This window comes from Cupriavidus mimosae, from assembly GCF_023952485.1.
Taxonomy (GTDB): Bacteria; Pseudomonadota; Gammaproteobacteria; order Burkholderiales; family Burkholderiaceae; genus Cupriavidus; species Cupriavidus taiwanensis_C.
On record NZ_JALHRY010000019.1, the window covers coordinates 50,841 to 73,754 of the forward strand.

The 22,914-nt window shown below is 66.8% G+C and carries 22 protein-coding genes and 1 tRNA gene; 11 read left to right on the plus strand and 12 right to left on the minus strand.

All coding sequences use genetic code 11. From position 1 onward, the window contains the following. Positions 1-158: 158 nt before the first annotated feature. The 4 genes from moaA (at position 159) to MKD50_RS26495 (ending at position 3,706) form a co-directional block, all read left to right on the plus strand. Positions 159-1,283 (plus strand): GTP 3',8-cyclase MoaA, encoded by a 1,125-nt coding sequence (moaA, locus tag MKD50_RS26480; protein ID WP_115703928.1) that lies wholly within the window; start codon positions 159-161, stop codon positions 1,281-1,283. A gap of 21 nt (positions 1,284-1,304) precedes the next feature. After that, positions 1,305-1,904, plus strand: a complete 600-nt coding sequence (mobA, locus tag MKD50_RS26485) for a molybdenum cofactor guanylyltransferase MobA (protein WP_115703930.1) — start codon at positions 1,305-1,307, stop codon at positions 1,902-1,904. A gap of 28 nt (positions 1,905-1,932) precedes the next feature. After that, complete coding sequence (moeA, locus tag MKD50_RS26490) at positions 1,933-3,231, plus strand: molybdopterin molybdotransferase MoeA (protein WP_252669380.1); 1,299 nt, start codon at positions 1,933-1,935, stop codon at positions 3,229-3,231. Positions 3,232-3,424: 193 nt separating this feature from the next. Then, positions 3,425-3,706: a hypothetical protein gene (locus MKD50_RS26495; protein ID WP_018005172.1), complete on the plus strand. Its 282-nt coding sequence runs from the start codon at positions 3,425-3,427 to the stop codon at positions 3,704-3,706. 78 nt (positions 3,707-3,784) lie between these two features. Here the strand turns inward: MKD50_RS26495 and MKD50_RS26500 are convergent, their stop codons facing one another. From MKD50_RS26500 to pncB, 5 genes are all read right to left on the minus strand, one after another. Beyond that, positions 3,785-5,284, minus strand: a complete 1,500-nt coding sequence (locus MKD50_RS26500; RefSeq protein WP_252669383.1) for a DNA recombination protein RmuC — start codon at positions 5,282-5,284, stop codon at positions 3,785-3,787. A gap of 9 nt (positions 5,285-5,293) precedes the next feature. Next, positions 5,294-6,289 carry a 2-hydroxyacid dehydrogenase gene (locus MKD50_RS26505; RefSeq protein ID WP_115680652.1) on the minus strand — a complete coding sequence of 332 codons (996 nt, stop codon included), beginning with the start codon at positions 6,287-6,289 and terminating at the stop codon, positions 5,294-5,296. Positions 6,290-6,293: 4 nt separating this feature from the next. After that, positions 6,294-7,712, minus strand: coding sequence for a sodium:proton antiporter (locus MKD50_RS26510; RefSeq protein ID WP_115703936.1), 1,419 nt, complete (start codon positions 7,710-7,712; stop codon positions 6,294-6,296). A 156-nt stretch (positions 7,713-7,868) separates the two neighbouring features. Beyond that, positions 7,869-8,555 (minus strand): LutC/YkgG family protein, encoded by a 687-nt coding sequence (locus tag MKD50_RS26515; protein WP_115703938.1) that lies wholly within the window; start codon positions 8,553-8,555, stop codon positions 7,869-7,871. Between the two features lie 107 nt (positions 8,556-8,662). Next, positions 8,663-9,841, minus strand: coding sequence for a nicotinate phosphoribosyltransferase (pncB, locus tag MKD50_RS26520; RefSeq protein WP_252669384.1), 1,179 nt, complete (start codon positions 9,839-9,841; stop codon positions 8,663-8,665). A 366-nt stretch (positions 9,842-10,207) separates the two neighbouring features. Between pncB and fdxA the strand changes: the two genes are divergently transcribed. The 3 genes from fdxA (at position 10,208) to MKD50_RS26535 (ending at position 12,042) form a co-directional block, all read left to right on the plus strand. Next, on the plus strand, positions 10,208-10,531 hold the full coding sequence (fdxA, locus tag MKD50_RS26525) for a ferredoxin FdxA (protein ID WP_115703942.1): 324 nt from the start codon (positions 10,208-10,210) through the stop codon (positions 10,529-10,531). A gap of 86 nt (positions 10,532-10,617) precedes the next feature. Continuing rightward, positions 10,618-11,727 carry an NAD(P)/FAD-dependent oxidoreductase gene (locus tag MKD50_RS26530; protein WP_240072367.1) on the plus strand — a complete coding sequence of 370 codons (1,110 nt, stop codon included), beginning with the start codon at positions 10,618-10,620 and terminating at the stop codon, positions 11,725-11,727. Positions 11,728-11,966: 239 nt separating this feature from the next. Beyond that, a tRNA-Asn gene (locus MKD50_RS26535) sits at positions 11,967-12,042 on the plus strand. Positions 12,043-12,149: 107 nt separating this feature from the next. Here the strand turns inward: MKD50_RS26535 and MKD50_RS26540 are convergent. From MKD50_RS26540 to MKD50_RS26560, 5 genes are read right to left on the minus strand one after another with little or no spacing between them, the layout of a single operon-like run. Continuing rightward, positions 12,150-12,917: an IclR family transcriptional regulator gene (locus MKD50_RS26540; RefSeq protein ID WP_115703944.1), complete on the minus strand. Its 768-nt coding sequence runs from the start codon at positions 12,915-12,917 to the stop codon at positions 12,150-12,152. A 60-nt stretch (positions 12,918-12,977) separates the two neighbouring features. Next, positions 12,978-14,138 carry a CaiB/BaiF CoA transferase family protein gene (locus MKD50_RS26545; RefSeq protein ID WP_115703946.1) on the minus strand — a complete coding sequence of 387 codons (1,161 nt, stop codon included), beginning with the start codon at positions 14,136-14,138 and terminating at the stop codon, positions 12,978-12,980. Between the two features lie 12 nt (positions 14,139-14,150). Next, on the minus strand, positions 14,151-15,317 hold the full coding sequence (locus MKD50_RS26550; protein ID WP_115703948.1) for an acyl-CoA dehydrogenase family protein: 1,167 nt from the start codon (positions 15,315-15,317) through the stop codon (positions 14,151-14,153). Positions 15,318-15,357: 40 nt separating this feature from the next. After that, positions 15,358-16,335 (minus strand): Bug family tripartite tricarboxylate transporter substrate binding protein, encoded by a 978-nt coding sequence (locus tag MKD50_RS26555; protein ID WP_115703950.1) that lies wholly within the window; start codon positions 16,333-16,335, stop codon positions 15,358-15,360. A gap of 48 nt (positions 16,336-16,383) precedes the next feature. Further along, complete coding sequence (locus tag MKD50_RS26560; RefSeq protein ID WP_115703952.1) at positions 16,384-16,773, minus strand: cupin domain-containing protein; 390 nt, start codon at positions 16,771-16,773, stop codon at positions 16,384-16,386. Between the two features lie 478 nt (positions 16,774-17,251). Here MKD50_RS26560 and rpsU point away from each other — a divergent pair, with 478 nt between their 5' ends. The 4 genes from rpsU to MKD50_RS26580 all read left to right on the plus strand — a co-directional run bounded on the left by rpsU (position 17,252) and on the right by MKD50_RS26580 (position 19,800). Then, complete coding sequence (gene rpsU, locus MKD50_RS26565) at positions 17,252-17,464, plus strand: 30S ribosomal protein S21 (protein ID WP_010814647.1); 213 nt, start codon at positions 17,252-17,254, stop codon at positions 17,462-17,464. A 180-nt stretch (positions 17,465-17,644) separates the two neighbouring features. Further along, complete coding sequence (gene nodI, locus MKD50_RS26570; RefSeq protein WP_115703954.1) at positions 17,645-18,556, plus strand: nodulation factor ABC transporter ATP-binding protein NodI; 912 nt, start codon at positions 17,645-17,647, stop codon at positions 18,554-18,556. Between the two features lie 13 nt (positions 18,557-18,569). Then, positions 18,570-19,424: an ABC transporter permease gene (locus tag MKD50_RS26575; RefSeq protein ID WP_269469255.1), complete on the plus strand. Its 855-nt coding sequence runs from the start codon at positions 18,570-18,572 to the stop codon at positions 19,422-19,424. 40 nt (positions 19,425-19,464) lie between these two features. Further along, a complete protein-coding gene (locus MKD50_RS26580) occupies positions 19,465-19,800 on the plus strand; it encodes a hypothetical protein (protein ID WP_115703958.1) in 336 nt (111 codons plus the stop codon). Positions 19,801-19,804: 4 nt separating this feature from the next. On the opposite strand, the gene MKD50_RS26585 is transcribed toward MKD50_RS26580, so the two are convergent. Together MKD50_RS26585 and purF are read right to left on the minus strand one after the other, a co-directional pair. Then, positions 19,805-21,010 carry an O-succinylhomoserine sulfhydrylase gene (locus MKD50_RS26585; protein WP_252669386.1) on the minus strand — a complete coding sequence of 402 codons (1,206 nt, stop codon included), beginning with the start codon at positions 21,008-21,010 and terminating at the stop codon, positions 19,805-19,807. A gap of 338 nt (positions 21,011-21,348) precedes the next feature. Continuing rightward, on the minus strand, positions 21,349-22,878 hold the full coding sequence (gene purF, locus MKD50_RS26590) for an amidophosphoribosyltransferase (RefSeq protein ID WP_115703960.1): 1,530 nt from the start codon (positions 22,876-22,878) through the stop codon (positions 21,349-21,351). Positions 22,879-22,914 lie beyond the last annotated feature (36 nt).

Sequence of the window (22,914 nt, forward strand, 5' to 3'; positions counted from 1 at the left end):
AAGCGCGGTGAATCCCCCTCATCACCGCGGGATGCGGGTGCCCCGCCCCGGCCTCGGCTAGAATGGCAGCAGAATGCATCCGGCCCCCCCGAGCGCCCGCGCCACATCGCTTCTTGCGTTGCCGTGCCGCTCCCCGGACGCCGTGCCACCCACAGGCCATGACCGAATCCGTCATCCCGATTTTCGACCTGCGCGACCATCGTTACCGCTCGATGACGCCCAGCATTCCCGACAACCTGGTTGCACCGACCGGCCTGGTGGCCGATCGCCGCGGCCGGCCGCTGCATGACCTGCGCATCTCGGTGACGGACCGTTGCAATTTCCGCTGCGTCTATTGCATGCCGAAGGAGGTGTTCGACAAGGACTACACCTTCCTGCCGCATTCCGAACTGCTGAGCTTCGAGGAGATCGAGCGCACCGCGCGCCTGTTCGTTGCCCACGGCGTCGAGAAGCTCCGCCTGACCGGCGGCGAGCCGCTGCTGCGCAAGAACATCGAGCACCTGGTCGAGATGCTGGCGAAGATCGAAACCGTGTCGGGCAAGCCGCTGGACCTTACCCTCACTACCAACGCCTCGCTGCTGGCGCGCAAGGCGCGCGCGCTGCGCGACGCGGGCCTGACGCGGGTCAGCGTCAGCCTGGACGCGATCGACGATGCCACCTTCCGCCGCATGAATGACGTCGACTTCGCCGTCGCCGACGTGCTGCGCGGCATCGAGACCGCGCAGGCCGTGGGCCTGGCGCCGATCAAGGTCAACATGGTGGTCAAACGCGGCACCAACGACCAGGAAATCGTGCCGATGGCGCGCCACTTCCGCCACAGCGGCATTATCCTGCGCTTCATCGAGTTCATGGACGTCGGCGCCAGCAACCACTGGCAGATGGACGAAGTGCTGCCGTCGGCCGAAGTGGTGAAGCGCATCGACGCCGAATTCCCGCTCGAGCCGGTACAGGCCAACTATGCCGGCGAAACCGCCGAACGCTGGCGCTACCGCGACGGCGCCGGCGAGGTCGGCGTGATCTCCAGCGTCACCCACGCCTTCTGCGGCGACTGCAGCCGCATCCGGCTGTCCACCGAAGGCCGGCTCTACCTGTGCCTGTTCGCCACCGAGGGCTTCGACCTGCGCGCGCTGCTGCGCGGCGGCTACAGCGACCTGGAAATCTCCAACGCCATCGCGCAGGTATGGCAGGGCCGCACCGACAACTATTCCGAGCAGCGCAGCGACCCGGCCGTGCGCGCGAAGCGCGCCGAGCGCAAGATCGAGATGTCCTATATCGGCGGCTGAACCCGCCGCACAGCGAACTCCATGATTGCACGCGACGACATTACCGGCCTGATTCTCGCAGGCGGCAGGGGCAGCCGCATGGGCGGCACCGACAAGGGCCTGCAGCCGCTGCAGGGCACGCCCATGGCCATGCACACAATGATGCGACTGACGCCCCAGGTGGGCGGGCTGATCATCAATGCCAACCGCAACCTGGCCGCCTATGAGTCCTTCGGCGTGCCGGTCTACACCGACAGCGTGCCCGACTTCGCCGGCCCGCTGGCCGGGATGCTGGCCGGCCTGGAACAATGCGCGACCCCGTGGATGGTGACGGCGCCGTGCGATTCGCCGTTCCTGCCAACCGACCTGGTGGCGCGCCTGGCGCAGGCGATCGAGGCCGAGGGCGCGGAGCTGGCGATTCCGGTGACGCTGGACCAGGACGGCCGGCGCCAGACCCAACCGGTGTTCTGCCTGATGCCGGTCAGTGCGCTCGACAGCCTGGTGGCTTATCTTTCCGGGGGCGGCCGCAAGATCGAGACCTGGGCCGCCTCGCACCGGCTGGCCGAAGTGCTGTTTGACGACGCCGCTGCCTTTGCCAATATCAACACCCTGGATGAACTGCGCGCGCACGAAACGCGCTGAATTCCTGCCCCGCCACCGCCGAGCCGCCATGCCATCGCTGCAATCCGTTATTTCCTGCCTGTCCGACTACGATCCCACCGCGCTGCCGGTGGACCACGCCAACCGCATCATCGGCGAGGTGGTCGAGCCGGTTCGCGGCATCGAGCAGCTGCCGATCCGCAGCGCGCTGGACCGGGTGCTGGCCGAGGACATCGTCTCGACCATCGACGTGCCGGCGCATGACAATTCGGCGATGGACGGCTATGCCTTCCAGGGCGCGGCCCTGGCCGCGGCGCAGACCGCCACGGTCGAGCTCGAGGTGATCGGCAGCGCGCTGGCGGGCGGTGCCGGCGCGCTGGCCCCCACCGCCGTGCAGGCGGTGCGCATCATGACCGGCGCGGTGATGCCGGCCGGCTGCGATACCGTGGTGCCGCAGGAGTTCGTCGAAACCGTCGCCGACGGCGCGCGCATCCGCTTTGCCGCGGACTGCGTCCGCATCGGCGACAACCGGCGCCTGCGCGGCGAAGACCTGGCGCGCGGCCAGGCGGCGCTGCAGGCCGGGCGCATCCTGCAGCCGGCTGACCTCGGCCTGCTGGCGTCGCTGGGCATAGCCGAGGTGCGCGTGCGCAGGCGCCTGCGCGTGGCGTTCTTCTCCACCGGCGACGAACTGCGCTCGATCGGCGAGCCGCTCGACCCGGGCTGCGTCTACGACTCCAACCGCTACACGCTGCACGGCATGCTGCGCCGGATGAACGTGGACCTGCTCGACATGGGCGTGGTGCGCGACGATCCCGACTCGCTCGAAGCCGCTTTCCGCACCGCCTGCGAAAGCGCCGACGCGGTCATCACCTCGGGCGGGGTGTCGGTCGGCGAGGCCGACTACACCAAGCAGATCATGGCGCGCCTGGGCGATGTCACGTTCTGGAAGATCGCCATGCGCCCGGGCCGGCCGATGGCGTTCGGGCGGATCCAGGCCGACGGCGCAGGCGCGCACTCGGCCCTGCTGTTCGGCCTGCCCGGCAATCCGGTGGCGGTGATGGTCACCTTCTACCATTTCGTGCGCGCGGCGCTGCACCGGCTGATGGGTGCGACGGTACCGCCGCTGCCGCTGCTGCGCGTACGCAGCGCGCACGCGATCCGCAAGAAGCCGGGGCGCACCGAGTACCAGCGCGGCATCCTGGCGCGCGCCGGCGACGGCGAGTGGGAAGTGCGCATCACCGGCCAGCAGGGCTCGGGCGTGCTGCGCTCGATGAGCGAGGCCAACTGCTTTATCGTGCTCGGCCACGAGCAGGATTCGATCAAGGCCGGCGATGCGGTCGAGGTAATGCTGTTCGACGGGCTGGTTTGACCGGCACGGCGGGGGCTGCGCGCAACCATTCGCTACACGATCGTAGCAATGTGTCGTTTTTGTGCCGCACATTTGCCACCGCGGCACGGTTGCCGCCAGGCTTTCGGCTGCCCCGCGGCCGCCGGGCTATGCTTGGCATCGGCCAATCGCTACACTTGGCGCACGATTCAGAAACATTCGAGTATCCCCCGTCATGAATCAGGAGATTGCGTACCTCCACCCCGTCAAGACCGCCCGCGCGCTGGTGCTGGTCTACCTGTGCTTCTCGCTGCCGATCGTGTCGCTGGGCCTGTTCGTCACCTTCGTCCGCTATGGTGACCTGCCGGCGATCACCGTCTTCAGCGCGATCATTCTCAATGCGCTGATCGGCTTCGGCCTGCTGTGGCTCGCCTGCAAGGCCTACAACTGGGTGGCTGCCCGCTTCGGCGGCATCGAGGTCCACGTGCGCGAACTGTCTCCCGAAGAAGACCGCTGAACGGCGCACCGCCATCTCCGGCCGGGCGCCACGCCGGCCGCCTCTCTCCAGCTTCTTCCCGCCTGCCCTGCCGCGCGCTCAGGCCTGGCTGTTCTCCGCGTTATTGGTATTTTCCGGCGTGCCATCCGCCGCCGCATCCAGCCCGAGGCCTAGCAGCTGCTGCGCTGCCTCACCCGGCAGCGCTTCCACTGTGCGCAGCTTGCGCGCCATCTGCCGCGTGCGCACCTCCGCCTGCTCGATATTGCGCGCGGCGCGCTCGAGCGTATCGCGGGTCTTGGCCAGCACGTCGCCGAACTTGCCGAATTCGGTCTTGACCGCACCCAGCACTTCCCACACCTCGCTCGAGCGCTTTTCCAGCGCCAGCGTGCGGAAACCCATCTGCAGGCTGTTCAGCAGCGCGGTCAGCGTGGTGGGACCAGCCACGGTCACGCGATAGTCGCGCTGCAGCTGGTCGGTCAGGCCGGGACGGCGCAGCACTTCGGCGTAAAGCCCTTCGGTCGGCAGGAACAGGATGGCAAAGTCGGTGGTCTGCGGCGGCGCCAGGTATTTTTCGGCAATGGTCTGGGCCTCGCGCCGCAGTGCCGTTTCCAGTTCGCGGCCGAACGCCAGCACGCCGTCCGGATCACCGCGCTCCTGCGCGTCGACGAGGCGCTCGTACTGTTCCTTGGGAAACTTGGCGTCGACGGGCAGCCAGACCGGCGCATGGTCCCCACCCGCCGCCTTGCCGGGCAGGCGGATGGCAAACTCCACGCGCGCGCCCGAGTTGCGCACGGTCTCTACGTTCTTGCCGTACTGCTCCGGCGTCAGCATCTGCTCCAGCAGCATCTCCAGCTGCACCTCGCCCCAGGTGCCGCGGGACTTCACGTTGGTCAACACCTTCTTCAGGTCGCCCACGCCCTGCGCCAGCACCTGCATTTCGCCCAGGCCGCGATGCACCTGCTCGAGGCGATCCGACACCAGCCGGAACGATTCGCCCAGGCGCTGCTCCAGCGTCGCGTGCAGCTTCTCGTCGACGGTGCGGCGCATTTCCTCGAGCTTGGCGGCGTTGTTGGCCTCGATGTCCTGCAGCTTCTGCTCCAGCGTGGCGCGGACCTCGGCCAGGCGCCGCTCGTTGGCCTCGGACAGTTGCGCCAGCTGCTGCTGCAGGCCGTCGCCGAAGCGGCGCAGCGTGCCGGCCTGCTCGTCGCGCGCCTGCTGCGCTTGCAGCATCAGGTGCTGGCGCACCTGCTCCAGTTGCTGGGTGTTGGTGTCGGTCAGCTTGGCCAGCTGCTGCGCAAAGGTGTCGATCTGGTTGTTCTGCAGCGTGGCGATGCCGGTCAGCTGCGACGACAGCGCCTGCTGGAAGCGCAGCATCTGCTGCGCAGACTCGCCGCGGCTGCCGCGCGCGGCCTCGGCCACCTCGGTGCGCACCTCGCGCTCCAGGCGCTCCATGCCGCGTGCCTGATCCAGCCGCATCTCGTCGAGCTGCCGCGCCATGCCGGCCCCGGACGACCCGGCCTGCCCGCGCAGCAACACGATCACCAGCAGCACGACCGCGATCAGCGCCGCGGCCAGCGTCAGGAACGGAATCAGGGTCATGCGAAAACCTCAGCGGCGATGCGCCATCACTTCAGGGTTGATCACGGTGGGCGGATGGCCGGCCTGCGGGCCCTGGTCGAGCGCCGCGATCAGGTTGTCGGCCGCAAGCATGGCCATGGCGCGGCGGGTTTTCTCGGACGCGCTGGCGATATGCGGCGTCAGCACGACGTTGGGCACCGTCAGCAGATCTGGATGGACGGCCGGCTCGCCCTCGAACACATCCAGGCCGGCGCCGAAGATACGCTTGTCGCGCAGTGCCTGCGCCAGCGCGGCATCGTCGACGATGCCGCCGCGCGCCAGGTTCACCAGCGTCGCGGTGGGCTTCATCAGCGCCAGCTCGGCGGCGCCGATGGCATGGTGGCTCTGCGGGCCGTACGGCAGCACCAGCAGCAGGTGGTCAGACTGGCGCAGCAGGTCTTCCTTGCCGACATAGCGGGCGTTGAGCGCGCGCTCGGTCTCGGCCGGCAGCTGGCTGCGGTTGTGGTACAGCACGTTCATGCCAAACCCGCCCGCACGCCGCGCCAGCGCCTGGCCGATGCGGCCCATGCCGAGGATGCCCAGCGTGCTGCCGTACAGGTCCATGCCGACCAGCATGTCGTAGCTCCAGCGCTGCCACTTGCCGGCGCGCAGGTAGTGCTCGGCCTCGGTAACGCGGCGCGCGGTCGCCATCAGCAGGGCCCAGCCGAAGTCGGCGGTGGTCTCGGTCAGCACGTCCGGCGTATTGGTGGCGACGATACCCGCGGCGGTCAGGGCCGGCAGGTCCAGGTTGTTGTAGCCGACCGCCATGTTGCACACCGCGCGCAGCGCCGGCAGCCCGGCAATGACGCCGGCGTCGATGCGGTCGGCGGCATTGGCCAGCACGCCGGCCTTGCCCGCCAGCCGGGCCTTCAGCGCCGCGGCGTCGAGCACTGCATCCTGCTGGTTGTCGTCGACTTCGAAATACTGCGCCAGGTGCGCGATGACTTCGGGATAGATGGCGCGGGTGACCAGGACGGACGGCTTCATGGCATCAGATATGGAAGAAGAGGAAGGTCATGATGACGAACAGCGGCACCAGGAAAATGCCCGAATACAGCATGTAGCCGAAGAAGCTCGGCATGCGCACGCCGCGGTTTTCGGCGATGGCCTTGACCATCAGGTTGGGCGCATTGCCAATATAGGTGTTGGCGCCCATGAACACCGCCCCGGCCGAGATCGCGGCGAGCGTCGAGGCATCGCGCGTCATCAGCGTGGCGGGGTCGCCACCGGCGGTATTGAAGAACACCAGGTAGGTCGGCGCGTTGTCGAGGAAGGAGGACAGCACGCCGGTCGCCCAGAAATACATGCCGTCGACCGGCTGGCCATTGGCGTCGCTGACCGCGCGGATCACCCCCGAGAAGGCACCGTCGGTACCTGCTTTCAGCATGGCGATGACCGGGATGATGGTCAGGAAAATGCCGGCGAAGAGCTTGCCCACCTCGAGGATGGGCTCCCAGTTGAATTCATTGCCCACGCGCGCCGCTCGCGGCGTGACCAGCATCGACACCACCGCCACCACCACCAGCAAGGCGTCGCGCACCGCGGCCTGCAGCGGCACCTCGGTGCCAAGGATGTCGAACGAGATGCCCGGCTTCCACAGGCCGCTCATCAGCACCAGGCTGATCACCGCCAGCAGCAGCACGAAGTTGAACTTGCCTTCGATCGTGATGCTGCGTGAATCCGGGGTGGGATCGACCGGTAGCTGCTCTTCCTTGTTGCGGTAGTAGTGCCGGTCGACCAGGTAGAACACCAGCAGCAGCACCGCGCAGATAAAGAGCGTTTCCGGAAAGATGTTGCGCAAGGTCCAGAAGAATTCGACGCCCTTCAGGAAACCCAGGAACAGCGGCGGGTCTCCCAGCGGCGTCAGCGAGCCGCCGGCGTTGGCCACCAGGAAGATGAAAAACACCACCACGTGCGCCACGTGGCGACGGTTGTCATTGGCGCGCAACAGCGGCCGGATCAGCAGCATGGCCGCGCCGGTGGTACCCATGAAGCTGGCCAGGAACGTGCCCAGCGCCAGGATGCCGGTATTGAGCCCCGGCGTGCCGTGCAGGTTGCCGCGCACGCAGATGCCGCCGGCCACGATATAGAGCGTGGTGATCAGCGCGATGAACGGAATGTACTCGGCCAGCAGCGCGTGCACGGTGCTGACGGCGGCGGCATGCGCGCCGAACACGAACGCAAACGGCAGCAGGAACAGCAGCCCCCAGCCGGCGGCAATCTTGCCGTAATGGTGGTGCCAGAACTTCGGCCCCAGCAGCGGCCACAGCGCAATCGACAGCAGGATGCCGGCAAAGGGCAGCCCCCACAGCGGCGACAGCGACGCTCCGTCGAGATCGGCGGCATGGCCTGCGGCGGGAAAGGCGGCCAGCATGGCCAGCAGTGGCAACAGCACGGAGGCACGTCGCATCAGGCAGGATCTCCTCGAACAATGCAGCGGTCATAGGCATGCACGGCGCAATGCCAGCACGCGGGCAAGCCTGCAAGTGTAATGCAAGGCCCTGCCGCGCTTCCCTCTGCGGCGTGCATTTTCGGATTGCGGCGCGCCGGGTTCGCGCCACGCGGATCAGGCCGCGTCGACCAGGATCACGTGCACGCGGTAGGGTCCGTGCGCGCCCAGCACGATGGTCTGCTCGATATCGCCGGTGCGCGACGGCCCGCTGATGATGTTGGTGGCGCGCGGCAGCTCGCCGCGCTCGCTGCGCACCAGCGCAAACGCATCTTCCAGGCCGGCGACGATGCGCGAGCGCGGCACCACCGCGACATGGGTCTCGGGCAGCAGCGCGGCCGAGGCGAAGGTGGCGGGGCCGGACAGCAGCATCAGCGAGCCGGTCTCGGCAATCGCACAGAAGCAGCCGGTGATGCCGACCAGGTCACCATGCTCGCGATCGGCCACGGCGTCGCGTACCGGCGGGCGGCACTCCACCGCCAGCCCCGCGTCCTGCCACGGCAACGGGCCGAATTCATCCCACGCGACCGCGCGGCGCACCAGGGCCAGGCTGTCCAGATAGCGCACCGTGGCGGCGGGCACGTCGGCCATGGCTTCGACCCGGTCCACCGTCGACGCCATGCGCTGCGCCTGCGCCAGGAAGGCTTCGGCCAGGTCGGGCGCGGCCGCCGGACGCGGACCCTGCGGGTGGCGGGCCAGGTAATCGGCGACGGCGCCGCGCTCCCCCGCGCTCGGCCGGGCCGGCCTGCCCTGGGCGGCTCGGATACGGGCAAAGATGCGGTCGCGGGCGTCGTTGGTGTCCATGGGGCCTGGCTTTGGGGGCAATGCGCAAAGGCGCGATGCGGCGATTATAGGGTCGATACGGCTGCGCGCTGCAGGGTCGATACAGCGGCGCGCTGTGCCGAAGCTCGCTACGCGGCGGGCTGAACCGAATACACCTGGCGCAGGTAGGCCAGGTAGCCGGGATCGTCGCACATGGTCTTTTCCGGCGTGTCAGACAGCTTGGCCACCGGCTGGCCGTTACAGCGCACCATCTTCAGCACGATCTGCAGCGGCGTGTAGCCGAGGTCATTGGTGAGGTTGGTGCCGACGCCGAATGCCAGCCGGCAGCGGCCGTGGAAGCGCTGGTACAGCTCGATCACGCGCGGGATGTCGAGGCTGTCGCTGAAGATCAGCGTCTTGGTGCGCGGGTCGACGCGGTTGGCGGCATAGTGGGCCACCATGCGCTCGCCCCACAGCAGCGGATCGCCTGAATCGTGGCGCACGCCGTCGAAGAGCTTGCAGAAATACAGGTCGAAGTCGCGCAGGAAGGCGTCGAAGCCATAGGTATCCGACAGTGCGATACCCAGGTCGCCGCGGTATTCACGCGCCCAGCGCTCCAGCGCAAACACCTGCGAGTCGCGCAGCCGCGGCCCCAGCGCCTGGCAAGCCTGCAGGTATTCATGCGCCATCGTGCCCAGCGGCACCATATTGTGCAGGCGCGCGAAGTGGACGTTGCTGGTGCCGGCCAGCTGCTGGCCCAGCAGGCGCCGCATGGTCAGCAGCACCTCTTCCTGCCAGTCGCGCGAGAAACGCCGGCGCGTGCCGTAGTCGGCGATCACGCAATCGCTCAGCTCGGGCGTCTTCAGCAGCGCCAGCTTGGTTTCCAGCCGGCGGCGGCCTTCGGCCAGGTCGGGCCGGGGCTGGGTGCGGCGGAAATACACTTCATTGACGATGGCGAGCACCGGCACTTCGAACAGGATGGTGTGCAGCCACGGGCCGGTGATGGAAATCTCGATCTCGCCGTTGCCCTGCGGCGACGGGCGCACCGAGACATATTTCTCATTCAGGTGGAACAGCCCGAGAAAATCGACGAAATCGCTTTTGATGAAGCGCAGGCCGCGCAGGTAGGCCAGCTCTTCCTCGGTAAAGCGCAGCTGGCACAGGTGCGCCACTTCGGCGCGGATCTCGTCGATATACGGGGTCAGATCGATGCCCGCATTGCGGCACTTGAAGCGGTATTCCACTTGTGCCTGCGGAAACTGATGCAGCACCACCTGCATCATGGTGAATTTGTACAGGTCGGTGTCGAGCAGAGACTGGATGATCATAGCGGGCCAGACGGCGATGCCGGGTCAGAACGCCATGCTACCTGAAGTCCGGCCACTGCCGGCTGGCCGGGTGGTGCTGCGCAGCATGCCGGAGGACAGACAAACCCGGCAGCCGGCCACCATGCGTTAAATCAAAACTACATAAAGAAATAAGAAAACTATCTGATCCGGCTATATAGACCGGCTATCCTTGCCAGAAGGCTCGGCTACAATATCGGTTTCCGAAAGGCCTCGGCCGGCGCTCGCCCAGCCCCTGCTGCCATGCGGCACGCGGGCATCTCCATGTGATGGATAGGGCGCGTCACGCCGGCAAGAAGCGGCCCCACAGTTTCCCATTAAAAGCCGACCCGTTTTCCTGGAACCGAAATGACTCACGTTGTCACCGAATCCTGCATCCGTTGCCGCTACACAGACTGCGTTGACGTGTGTCCGGTCGATTGTTTCCGCGAAGGCCCCAACTTCCTGGCCATCGACCCGGATGAGTGCATCGACTGCGCCGTGTGCGTGGCCGAGTGCCCGGTGAACGCCATCTACGCCGAGGAAGACGTACCGGGCGACCAGCAGCAATTCATCGAACTGAACGCCGAGCTGGCCCGCAACTGGCCCTCCATCACCAAGACCAAGGCCCCGCTGGCCGAAGCCGAGGAGTGGAAGGACACCACCGACAAGCTGCAGTACCTGGAGCGCTGAGCGCACCGGGCAGCAAAGAAAGCCGTCCCCACGCGCTTTCCGCAATGCCGGGCACCCGCGTGCCCAACCAACGTATCAGGACGAATATGGACTTGAGCATTCCAAATCCCGTTGCCGACACGACCAGGCAGGTCGAGGGCGGCAGCCCCGCAGGCGGCCAGCCGCTGGAAATCGACGCGCTGATCGTCGGTGCCGGTCCGGTAGGCCTGTTCCAGGTGTTCGAACTGGGCCTGCTCGAAATCAAGGCCCACGTCATCGATTCCCTGAAGGTCGTTGGCGGCCAGTGCGTCGAGCTGTATCCGGACAAGCCCATCTACGACATCCCGGCCGTGCCCAGCTGCACCGGCCAGGAACTGACCGACAACCTGCTCAAGCAGATCGAGCCGTTCGAGCCCACCTTCCACCTGGGCCAGGAAGTCTCCGTGGTCGAGCGCCGTGACGACGGCCGCTTCTTCGTCGAGACCTCGCTCGGCACGCGCTTCATCACCAAGACCATCTTCATCGCTGCCGGCGTGGGCTCGTTCCAGCCGCGTACGCTCAAGGTCGATGGCATCGACAAGTTCGACGGCAAGCAACTGTTCTACCGCGTCAAGGACCCGAGCCGCTTCCACGGCCGCAACCTGGTGATCGTCGGCGGCGGCGACTCGGCGCTGGACTGGACCCTGGACCTTGTCGGCAAGGCCGAGTCGGTGGTGATGATTCACCGCCGCGACGGCTTCCGCGCCGCGCCGGCGTCGGTCGCCAAGATGAAGGAACTGTGCGAGCAGATGGAAATGCAGTTCGTGGTCGGCCAGATCAGCGGCTATGAAGAGAAGGACGGCGTGCTCACCGAGATCAAGGTGTCCGGCGCCGACGGCGTGACCCGCCGCCTGCCGCTGGACGACCTGCTGGTGTTCTTCGGGCTGTCGCCCAAGCTGGGCCCGATCGCCGAATGGGGCCTGGACCTCGAGCGCAAGCAGATCAAGGTGGACACGGAAAAATTCCAGACCAATATCCCCGGCATCTTCGCGGTCGGCGATATCAACACCTATCCCGGCAAGAAGAAGCTTATCCTGTCGGGCTTCCACGAGGCCGCGCTGGCCGCGTTCGGTGCCGCGCCGTATATCTTCCCCGAGAAGAAGATCCACATGCAGTACACCACCACCTCGCCGAAGCTGCACAAGGTGCTCGGCGTGGAATCGCCGGTGTTCGACTGAGCTCGTTGCGGGTGCCGCAGAAAAACCGCCGCGAGGCGGTTTTTTCTGGCACAAAGCCGGAACCGTCGCTATAATGCGGCCTCGCTGTTCGGCGCCCACGGTCTCGAAGCCGGCATCCGGCCCTCTGGATCGCAAGCCAGGCAGCAAGCCAGCCTTCCCCGCACTCCACGACAAGAACTAAATGTCAAAGGGTGTTGACGAAGAAAAGAGAAACTGGCTATAATTTCTTTCTCAGCTGTTCCCCGATAGCTCAGTCGGTAGAGCGACGGACTGTTAATCCGCAGGTCCCTGGTTCGAGCCCAGGTCGGGGAGCCAACCGATACGGAAGCCCGGTGCAAACGCACCGGGCTTTTTCGTTTGTGGGCCGAATTGGCTTTGGTTCGGGGCTGCCGCAGCGCCCCCCCCCCCCCCCGCCCCTTGTTTTACTCCTGCAGCGTAGCGCCTGCGGCCTTCAGCGCCACGACGATCGCCTCTGCATTGGCTTCGACCCGATGCAGCGGCCCAGCCACGGACATCCCGTAGACAACGCCGCCGAGCGATACCGGCATCGCGATGGCCCCCAGGTCGGGGAACGACTCGCCGAAATTCGGATACCACCCCTGCGCCTGCCATTGCTGCATCGCCGCCTCGAATACTCGCAGCGAGTCCACCGTGCGGCCGGTGCGCGACGCAAAGGAAGCGCCGGCCAGCAATTCCGCGCGGCTTTCCATGGTCATGGTGCCGAGGATGGCGCGGCCGATGGAATTGACATGCGCGTCGCGCAGTTCGCCCGGCGCGGCAATATAGCGCACCGGATTGGCTGACTCGCGCACCTCTAGGTACAGCACGCGGCCGTCGTCCTGCAGCTTGCCGAAGATCACGGTTTCGCCGGTGTCATCGCGCAGCGACTCCAGCACCGGCTGCACGCGTTCGAGCAGCGGGTCGTTGCTTGCGATGCGCTGGGCAATATCGAGCAACCGCCGCGTGGGGTAATAGCCCTGGCGGCGGCCGGTTTCGTAAAGGTAGCCCAGCGACGCCAGCGTGCGGATCAGGCCAAGGCAGCTCGACATCGGCGCGCCCAGCAGCTTGGCCAGTTCGGTCAGCGTCAGCGAGCGCCCTTCGCGCGCATAGATTTCCATGATCTCGATCACGCGCAGCGCCGTCTTGACGCTGCCGTAACCGGACTTCTCCGCCGCTTCGTTTGCTGCCATCGTTTGGCTTCCTCGACTTCAGTATCCGTTGGCCGGGATTGTACGCGGCGGCAGCGCGGGTCAGTCCTCCTGACGGGCGGCTGGCGGCAAGGCCTGAGGCCAGCTGCGGATATTGCCGGGCGTGCGCGAGAAGCGCGTGGGAATGCCCACGCCGCGCAGGCGCCCTTCGCTCGGATGGTCGTACTCGAACATCATGCCGGTGGCGCGCAGGTGCGGGTCCTCGGCGAGGCTGTCGAAATGCGGCACCTCGCTGTGCGGGATGTCGGCATCGCGCAGCAGCGCCAGCCATTCGGCGGTGGTGCGCTGCGCGACGATTTCGGCCAGCGTGGCATAGAGCGCGTCGATATTGGCGCTGCGCGCGGCCGGCGTCGCGTAGCGCGGATCGCGGGCCAGCGGCGCATGGCCGGAGACATCGAAGAAGCGCTGCCATTGCGCGCTGGTGTACGGCAGCAGCGCGATATGCCCGTCGCGGGTGCGGTACGGCTTGCGGTGCAGCGACATCACGCGCGGATAGCCGGCCGGCCCGAGCGGCGGCACGAAGGTCTGCCCGGCCAGCTGTTCCGTGGCCAGGAACGACACCAGCGTCTCGAACATCGGCACCTCGATGGCCTGGCCGCGGCCGGAGCGCTCACGCTCGTACAGCGCCATCGGAATCGCATAGGCCACGGTCAGCCCGGCGACCTTGTCGGCGAGGATGGTGTTGACGTACTGCGGCCCTTCGTTCGAGTTGGCGCCCTGGAACTGCGCCATGCCGCTGCGCGCCTGGATGATGTCGTCGAACGCCGGCGCGCCGGCGTACGGCCCTGACTCCGAATAGCCATAGGCGCCGCAGTAGATCAGCCGCGGATGGTCCGCGCACAGCGAGGCATAGTCCAGCCCGAGCTTGCGCAGCGACTGCGGCCGCACGTTCGAGACAAAGACGTCGGCGCTGGCAATCAGCGCCTTCAGCGCCGCGAGGTCGTCGGGCTGCTTCACGTCCAGCACCACGAACTGCTTGTTGCGGTTCAGGTTCAGGAAGCTGGCGCCCATGGCGGCGTGCCGCGCCGGCTCGGCATGGCGGAACACATCGCCCGCCGGCGGCTCGACCTTGATCACCTCGGCGCCCATGTCGCCGAGGATTTGGGTGGCATAGGGCCCCATCGCCACCGAGGTCATGTCGATCACACGGACCCCGGCCAGCGGCCCGGTCGGCGCACTGGCCTGCACTGGCTTGTCTTGCATCGCCGCTCCCGCTCAGTACGACTTGGGCAAGCCCAGCACACGCTCGGCGATAAAGCACAGGATCAGCTGCGGGCTGACCGGCGCGATGCGCGGGATATACGATTCGCGCAGCAGCCGCTCGACGCGGTACTCACGCGAGTAGCCCATGCCGCCCAGCGTCAGGATCGCGGTCTGGCAGGCATTGTGGCCGGCCTCGGCGGCGAGGTACTTGGCGGCATTGGCCTCGGCCCCGCACGACTGGCCAGCGTCGTAGCGCGCCGCGGCCTTGAGCATCATCAGGTTGGCCGACTCCAGCTGCATCCACGCCTGCGCCAGCGGATGCTGCACGCCCTGGTTCATGCCGATGGGGCGGCCGAATACCACGCGCTCCTTGGCGTACTGCGTGGCGATGGCCAGCGCCGCGCGCCCCAGCCCGATGGCCTCGGCCGCGATCAGGATGCGCTCCGGGTTAAGCCCGTGCAGGATGTACTCGAAGCCCTTGCCCTCTTCGCCGATGCGGTCTTCGTCGGGGATAAACAGGTCGTCGATGAACAGCATGTTGGTGTCGACGGCGGCGCGGCCCATCTTGTCGATCTCGCGGATCTCGATCTTGCTGCGGTCGACCCTGGTGTAGAACAGCGACAGGCCCTCGGTCGATTTCTTTACCGACTCCAGCGGCGTGGTGCGCGCCAGCAGCAGCATGCGGTCGGCCACCTGCGCGGTGGAGATCCAGATCTTGCGCCCGCTCACCGAATAGCCGCCCGGCACCTTGCGCGCAAAGGTCTTGAGCTTGGTGGTGTCGAGCCCGGCGTCGGGCTCGGTCACGCCGAAGCAGGCCTTCTCCTGGCCGGCGATCAGCGGCGGCAGGAAGCGGGCCTTTTGCGCATCGGTGCCGAACACCACCACCGGGTTCAGGCCGAACACGTTCATGTGCACCGCCGACGCGCCGGTCATGCCCGCACCCGACTGCGAGATGGTCTGCATCACCAGCGCGGCTTCAAGGATGCCCAGCCCCGCACCGCCGAAGGCCTCGGGCATGGCCACGCCGAGCCAGCCGCCTTCGCACAGGGTCTGGTAGAACTCGTGCGGATAGGTGCCGGACTTGTCGAGGCGGTCCCAGTATTCCATGTCGAATTGCGCGCAGACCTGCTGCACCGCCTCGACGATGGAGGCCTGTTCTTCGGAAAGATCGAAATTCATCGCGTTACCTGCTTGCTGTCGTTGTCTGTTCGGCGGTGGCCTATTCCGGCTGGATGCCTGCGTCCTTCACCAGCCGCGCCCACTTCTGCAACTCGGCCACGACAAACTGGCTGAGCTCCGCCGGCGTGCTGCCGAAGGGCTCGAAGCCAAGCGCGTGGAACTGTGCCGCATGCTGCTTGCTGGTGGCGATCGCCACCAGTTCGCGGTTCAGGCGCGCCACCACCGGGGCCGGCACCCCGGCCGGCGCGAACACGCCGTTCCACGAGGTCACGTCGAAGCCCTTCAGCTCCGGCACGCTCGCCAGCGGCGGCAGGTCCGGCAGCAGCGCGCTGCGCTGCGCGGTGGTGACCGCCAGCGCGCGCAGCTTGCCGGCGCGCACGTTGGCGATGCCGGCCGCGAAGTCGACGAACATCGCCTGCACCTGGCCGCCCATCACGTCGGTCATCGCCGGCGGCGTGCTCTTGTACGGCACGTGCAGCATCTTCAGCCCCGCCATCTTCGACAGCGTCGCACCCGAGACGATGCCGGTGCTGTTGCCGCTGGCATAGGTCAGGCCCGGATGCGCCTTGGCGTAGTCGATGAACTCGCGCAGCGTCTTGACCGGCAGCGCCGGGTTGACCACCAGCATGAACGGCAGGTTGCCCATGCGCGAGATCGGCGTGAAATCCTTGACCGGGTCATAGCGCAGCTGCTTCATCAGCGACGGGTTGGCCGAATGCGTGGTGTTGGTGGTCATGAACAGCGTATAGCCGTCGGCGGGCGCCTTGGCCACGAACTCGGCGGCAATGGTGCCGTTGGCGCCAGGCTTGTTGTCGACCACCACCGGCTGTTGCAGCGACTCGCCCAGGTATTTCGCGGTCAGGCGCGCCACGGCGTCGGTGCCGCTGCCGGCGGCAAACGGCACCACCAGGCGCAGCGGCTTGGTGGGGAACTCGTCGGCGGCCAGCGCCGGGGCGGCGGCCAGGGCCGCGCCGCATGCCAGCGCCAGACTGGCGAAAACGTTGTTGAAGGACTTCACGGTGGTTGTCTCCTGTATGTTTTATGTCCTCCCCGTGATCGACCGCCCTCAGGCGGGCCGTATCACGCGGTCAGGGGATTCCTCGTAAGGCGGGGAATAAATCACCAGAATCTTCGCGGGCTCGTCGCTGACCACCGTGAAGACGTGCATCTGGTCGGGCGGGAAGAAGCAGCAATCGCCCGGGCCCAGTTCCCGGCGCTGGCCGCCGACCTCGGCGACGGCGCGCCCTTCCAGCACGTAGCAGACCTGCTCGATGCCTGGATGCGCGTGTGGCAGCGCGCCCTTGCCCTTCTCGATGGTGCCGTGGATCACTTCCAGATGGCGCGAGCCGACCGTCTCGGGCGCGATCAGTCGCCGGTTGAGCGTGCCAACATGGTTGGCGGGGTGGTAACCCTCGACCTCGGCGGTCGAGATGAAATAGACGGGTTGATCCGCCATGCGGGTCCTCCTGCATGAATTCACGAATATGAAAAACAGTTTATAAACATGAATTTCAACGTCAAATGATTTTGGCTCGTTTGCGGGTTTACCGGGAGGTTGGCCGGGACGCGCCGCGCCCCAAAAGGCGCTGCGTTATCATTTGGATGTCGCAACCCTGCGGAAGTGTGCTTAAGCAACTTTCAAGCCCCGGTCGCCGCGCGTACGTTGCACTGCATTCTTGACAGCGCCGTCGTATACATGCCATAGTTACGGGCGTATAGCATTCATGGAAACCGGTACTGTCAGGCTCCAGTTATGTTCGGACCTGGCGCTATCACCCCTGACACTGGTTGCACGGACTGAAACGTCCACATCTTTCAGGTTCGCGGGGGCGCACCAGGGCATTGGCCCGGCGTGCAATACCAGTCGCTCCGGCGACCGCAGTTTCCCCCCGTGTGAACCAGCCGCCCCGGCGGCAACCCCCTAAAGGACTGAATTGACTAAGATCGTCTTGAAACCCGGTGAGCCCGTTGAAGTTGCAATGCGGCGTTTCCGTCGTGCCATTCTGCAGACTGGCCTGATCGTTGAACTCAAGAGCCGTACCGCTTACGAGAAGCCGACGACCGAGCGCAAGCGCAAGAAGAAGGCCGCCGAAGCACGCCTGCGCAAGCGCCTGCGCATGCAGATGCTGCCGAAGAAGATGTACTGATTCCGGTACGCTTCGCTGCCTGGTTTAGCCAGGCAAGAAAAGCCGCCAGTTCGCTGGCGGCTTTTTTTATGCCCGCTTGCCGGAGGCCCTCGTACGCTGCACCGCGTCAACGGAGCCCGGCACGGATGACCGGCATAATGGCGGATATTGCGCCGTTGCGGCGCCACACCGGATCCTGCCTTGACTGCCATCCTCGAGTTGCGCAAGGTGCGCAAGCAATACGGCGATACGGTCGTGGTCGACGACCTCGACCTCCAGGTTTTCCGCGGCCAGTGCTTCGGCCTGCTGGGCCCCAACGGCGCCGGCAAGACCACCACGCTGCGGCTGCTGCTGGGCCTGACCACGCCCCTGGCGGGCACGCTGACGCTGTGCGGCGAGCCCATCCCCGAGCGTGCGCCGCAGGCGCGCATGCGCGTGGGCGTGGTGCCGCAGTTCGACAACCTCGACCCGGACTTCTCGGTGATCGAGAACCTGCGCATCTTCGGCCGCTACTTCGGGCTGTCGTCGGCCGAGATCGAGCGGCGCGTGCCGATGCTGCTGGAATTCGCGCGGCTGGAAAGCCGCGCCGACGCGCAGGTGCGCGACCTCTCCGGCGGCATGCGCCGGCGCCTGACCGTGGCGCGCGCGCTGATCAACGACCCGGACCTGCTGGTGATGGACGAGCCCACCACCGGCCTTGACCCGCAGGCACGCCACCTGATCTGGGAGCGGCTGAAGTCGCTGATGGCCAGCGGCAAGACCATCCTGCTGACCACGCACTTCATGGAAGAAGCCGAACGGCTGTGCAACTACCTGTGCGTGATCGACGGCGGCCGCAAGATCGCCGAAGGCAAGCCGCACGAGCTGATCGACAGCCAGATCGGCTGCGACGTGGTCGAGGTCTATGGCGATGAACTGGAGACGCTGCGCGGCACCCTGACACCGCTGGCGCAGCGCACCGAAATGAGCGGCGAGACGCTGTTCTGCTACGTGCGCGAGCCCGCCCCGCTGCTGGCGGCGCTGCACGGCAGGAGCGGCGTGCGCTATCTGCACCGCCCGGCCAACCTCGAGGACGTGTTCCTCAAGCTGACCGGCCGCGAGATGCGGGATTGAAACAAGGGACGACATGAGCGAACAGGACCCCCGCGCGGACGCCACCGATGCCTCCCCCGCCGCCACCATGGCTTCGTCGCGCCAGACCTATCCGCAGCCGCTGCTGCCGCGCAACCTGCGCAACTGGATCATGGTCTGGTACCGCAACTACATGGTGTGGAGGAAACTGGCGATTCCGTCCATGATCGGCAACCTTGCCGACCCGATGATTTACCTGTTCGGCCTGGGCCTCGGGCTCGGGCTGATGGTGGGCCAGGTCGACGGCGTGTCGTATATCGCTTTTCTCGCGGCCGGCACCACCGCATCCAGCGTGATGATGTCGGCCAGCTTCGAATCGATGTATTCGGCGTTCTCGCGCATGCATGTGCAGCGCACCTGGGAAGCGATCATGCATGCGCCGCTGACACTGGGCGACGTGGTGCTGGGCGAAATCGCCTGGGCCGCGAGCAAGGCGGTGTTGTCCGGGCTGGCCATCATGCTGGTGGCGGGCGCGCTCGGCTATGCGCAGATGCCGGGGGCGCTGCTGGCGCTGCCGGTGATCGTGCTGGCCGGGATCGCCTTCGCCGCGCTGGCGATGATCGTCACCGCGCTGGCGCCCAGCTACGACTTCTTCATGTTCTACCAGACCCTGGTGATGACGCCGATGCTGCTGCTGTCAGGCGTTTTCTTCCCGCTGGAACAGCTGCCCGAAGGCGTGCAGGCCGCCGCCAAGGCGCTGCCGCTGGCGCACGCGGTGGCGCTGATCCGGCCGCTGATGCTCGGCCGCCCGGTCGACGCCGCCGGCCTCCACCTGGCAGTGCTGGCCGCCTATGCGGTGGCCGCGCTGGTGGTGTGCCTGGTGCTGCTGCGCCGCCGGCTGCTGCGCTGACTCCGCCCCATGCCAGGCTGAAACCACGATCAAGAGTTCCATGCCGTCTTTATTCCCCCGCCTGCGTCGCAACCTGCGCAACGATAGCGAAACCTCCGCCTCCCTGCCGCGCATCGCCCTGATGCTGGCAGTCGCCTGCGCCACCGCGTCGCTGTGCGGCTGCATGGTAGTCGGCGCCACCGTCGCGGTCGGCAGCGCCGCGGTGTCGACGGTGGCGACGGTGGGCTCGGCCGCGGTCAGCGTGGCCTCGACCGCGGTCGGCGCCACCTACGACGTCACCGCCGCCGGCGTCAAGGCGATGGCCGGCAGCGATGAGCCCGCGCCGCAAGCACCGGCCCTGCAAGAACCGGCGCCGGTGGTCGCGGCAACCGAGTAGCGCCTCAGTCGCCCAGGCCGCGCAGCAGGTCGGCCTTCAGGTCCTCGACCGACTCCAGCCCCACCGCCAGGCGGATCAGCCCTTCGCCAACGCCCGCGGCCGCCTTGGCCTCGGGGCTCACGCGCGCATGCGTGGTGGTGTACGGGTGCGTGATGGTGGTGCGGGTGTCGCCCAGGTTGCCGGTGATCGAGCACAGCCGCGTGTTGTCGATCACGCGCCAGGCATTGGCGCGCTGCTGCTCGGGCGTCGCGCCCTTGAGTTCGAACGAGACGATCGCGCCGCCGCCGCTTTGCTGGCGCATCGCGATCTGGTGCTGCGGATGCGACGCCAGCGCCGGATGGAACACGCGCGCCACCGCCGGGTGCGATTCCAGGAACTGCGCCAGCGCCAGCGCGCTCGCCGAATGGCGCTCCATGCGGATCGCCAGCGTCTCCATGCCCTTGAGCAGCACCCAGGCATTGAACGCCGACAGCGTCGGCCCGGCGGTGCGCACGAACGGGAACACCTTGCCCATGATGAAGTCGTGCGTGCCCAGCACCGCGCCGCCCAGCACGCGGCCCTGGCCGTCGATATGCTTGGTGGCCGAGTGCACCACGATGTCGGCGCCGAACTTCATCGGCTGCTGCAGCGCGGGCGAGCAGAAGCAGTTGTCGACCACCAGCAGCGCGTTGGCATCGTGGGCGATGTCTGCCACGGCGGCGATGTCAGCCACTTCGGTCAGCGGGTTCGACGGCGTTTCCAGGAAAAACAGCCTGGTGTTCGGCCGCACCGCGGCACGCCACGCTTGCAGGTCGGTCGGGTCGACGAAGGTGGTCTCGACGCCGAACTTGCCGAAGATATTGTTGAACAGCGTCATGGTCGAGCCGAAGATCGCGCGCGAGCTGACCAGGTGGTCGCCAGCCTGCATCGACGACAGCACCACCGACAGGATTGCGCTCATGCCCGAGGCGGTCGCCATGCAGGCCTGTGCGCCTTCCAGCGCAGCCAGGCGCGACTGGAACATCGACACGGTCGGGTTGGTAAAGCGCGAATAGGTATAGCCCTCTTCCGAGTTGGCGAAGCGTTCGGCCGCCTCGGCGGCGCTGTTGAAGCAGAAGCTCGAGGTCAGGTACATGGCCTCGGAGTGCTCCATGAACTCGCTGCGCAGCGTGCCGGCGCGCACGCCGAGGGTATCGATGCCGAGCGATTCGGGATTGAGCGGTTGGTTCATGCTGGTGGCGCGGTCGTACCCGCGCGAATGCGATGGTTGCGACAAGCTGCGCAGCGCCCGGCGGACGGCGCGCGGCCATGAAAAAAGCCCGTGCGATCGGATGGTCGGATCGACGGGCTTGCTGTCCTGCGTTTGGCCTTGGGCTTCAGGCTGTGGCGGCCGGCTTCCGGGCATCACCGCGCCGGCAAGGCGCTGTGCAGCGGGAATCGTTGCTGGCCACCATCTCTTTAGCTGTTTCGGGCTGTACCCGCGTCCGCAAGCTGACTGTCAAATCGACGCCCGGCCATGTTACGGCCGGGCATCGCATTCGTCAACGCGCGCCAACGCGGTGGCGGGGCTTACTCGTTGCCGCCGGAGCGCTGCAGGTGCAGTTGCGAGCGCTCGGTGTCACCACCGGTGCCGTCGCGGTCGGCCTGGCTGCGCGCGGTTTCCAGGCGGTCCAGGTAGGCCTCGTCGATATCGCCGGTGATGTAGCGGCCGTCGAAGCACGAGGCGTCGAAGTCGTTCAGTGCGGGGTTGATGTCGCGCACCGCCTGCTTCATCGCTTCCACGTCCTGGTACACCAGCTTGTCCGCGCCAATGATCCTGGCGATCTCTTCGTGCGTGCGGCCGTGCGCGACCAGTTCGCTGCGGGTCGGCATGTCGATGCCGTACACGTTGGGGAACTTCACCGGCGGCGCGGCCGAGGCGAAGATCACCTTGTTGGCGCCAGCGTCGCGCGCCATCTGCACGATCTCGAACGAGGTGGTGCCGCGCACGATCGAGTCATCGACGATCAGCACGTTCTTGCCCTTGAACTCCACGCCCATGGCATTGAGCTTCTGGCGCACCGACTTCTTGCGCACCGCCTGGCCCGGCATGATGAAGGTGCGGCCGACGTAGCGGTTCTTGAAGAAGCCTTCGCGGTAATTGACGCCCAGGCGGTTGGCCACCTGCATCGCGGCCGGCCGGCTGCTGTCCGGGATCGGCATGACCACGTCGATATCGCCGGCCGACACTTCCTGGCGGATCTTCTCGGCCAGGTAGTCACCCATGCGCAGGCGCGCGTCGTAGACCGGCACGCCGTCGATGCACGAATCAGGGCGGGCCAGGTAGACGTATTCGAAGATGCAAGGCGTCAGCACCGGGTTGTCGGCGCACTGCTTGCTGTAGAGCTTGCCGTCGAGGTCGATGAAGATGGCCTCGCCCGCCCCCACGTCGCGCTCGAACTTGTAGCCGATGCCTTCCAGCGCCACCGACTCCGAGGCCACCATCCATTCCTTGCCGGTGGGGGTCTCGACGCTGCCCAGGCACAGCGGGCGGATGCCGAACGGGTCGCGCACGGCCAGCATGCCGTAGCCGGCGATCTGCGCCGCGATCGCGTATGAGCCGCGCACGCGCCGGTGCATGCCCGCCACGGCCTTGAAGATCATTTCAGGATCGAGCGCCATGCCGTTGCTGGCGCGCTGCAGCTCGTCGGCCAGCACGTTCAGCAGCACTTCGGTGTCCGAGTGCGTGTTGATGTGGCGGCGGTCGCGGCGGAACATTTCCTCGCGCAGCTGCTGCCAGTTGGTCAGGTTGCCGTTATGCGCCAGGATGATGCCGTAGGGGGCGTTGACGTAGAACGGCTGCGCCTCTTCCTCGCTCGACGCCGAGCCGGCGGTCGGGTAGCGCACCTGGCCGATGCCCGCCGTGCCCGGCAGGCCGCGCATGTTGCGGGTGCGGAAGACATCGCGCACCAGGCCGTTGGCCTTGTGCATGTGGAAAGTACTGCCGTTGGCGGTGGCGATGCCGGCAGCATCCTGTCCGCGGTGTTGCAACAACAGCAGGCTGTCGTAAATCAGTTGGTTGACAGGCGTGGCTGAAACCACACCGACGATACCGCACATGCCAAGCTCCCAGGAAAGGCTTTGATTCAGGGGGCG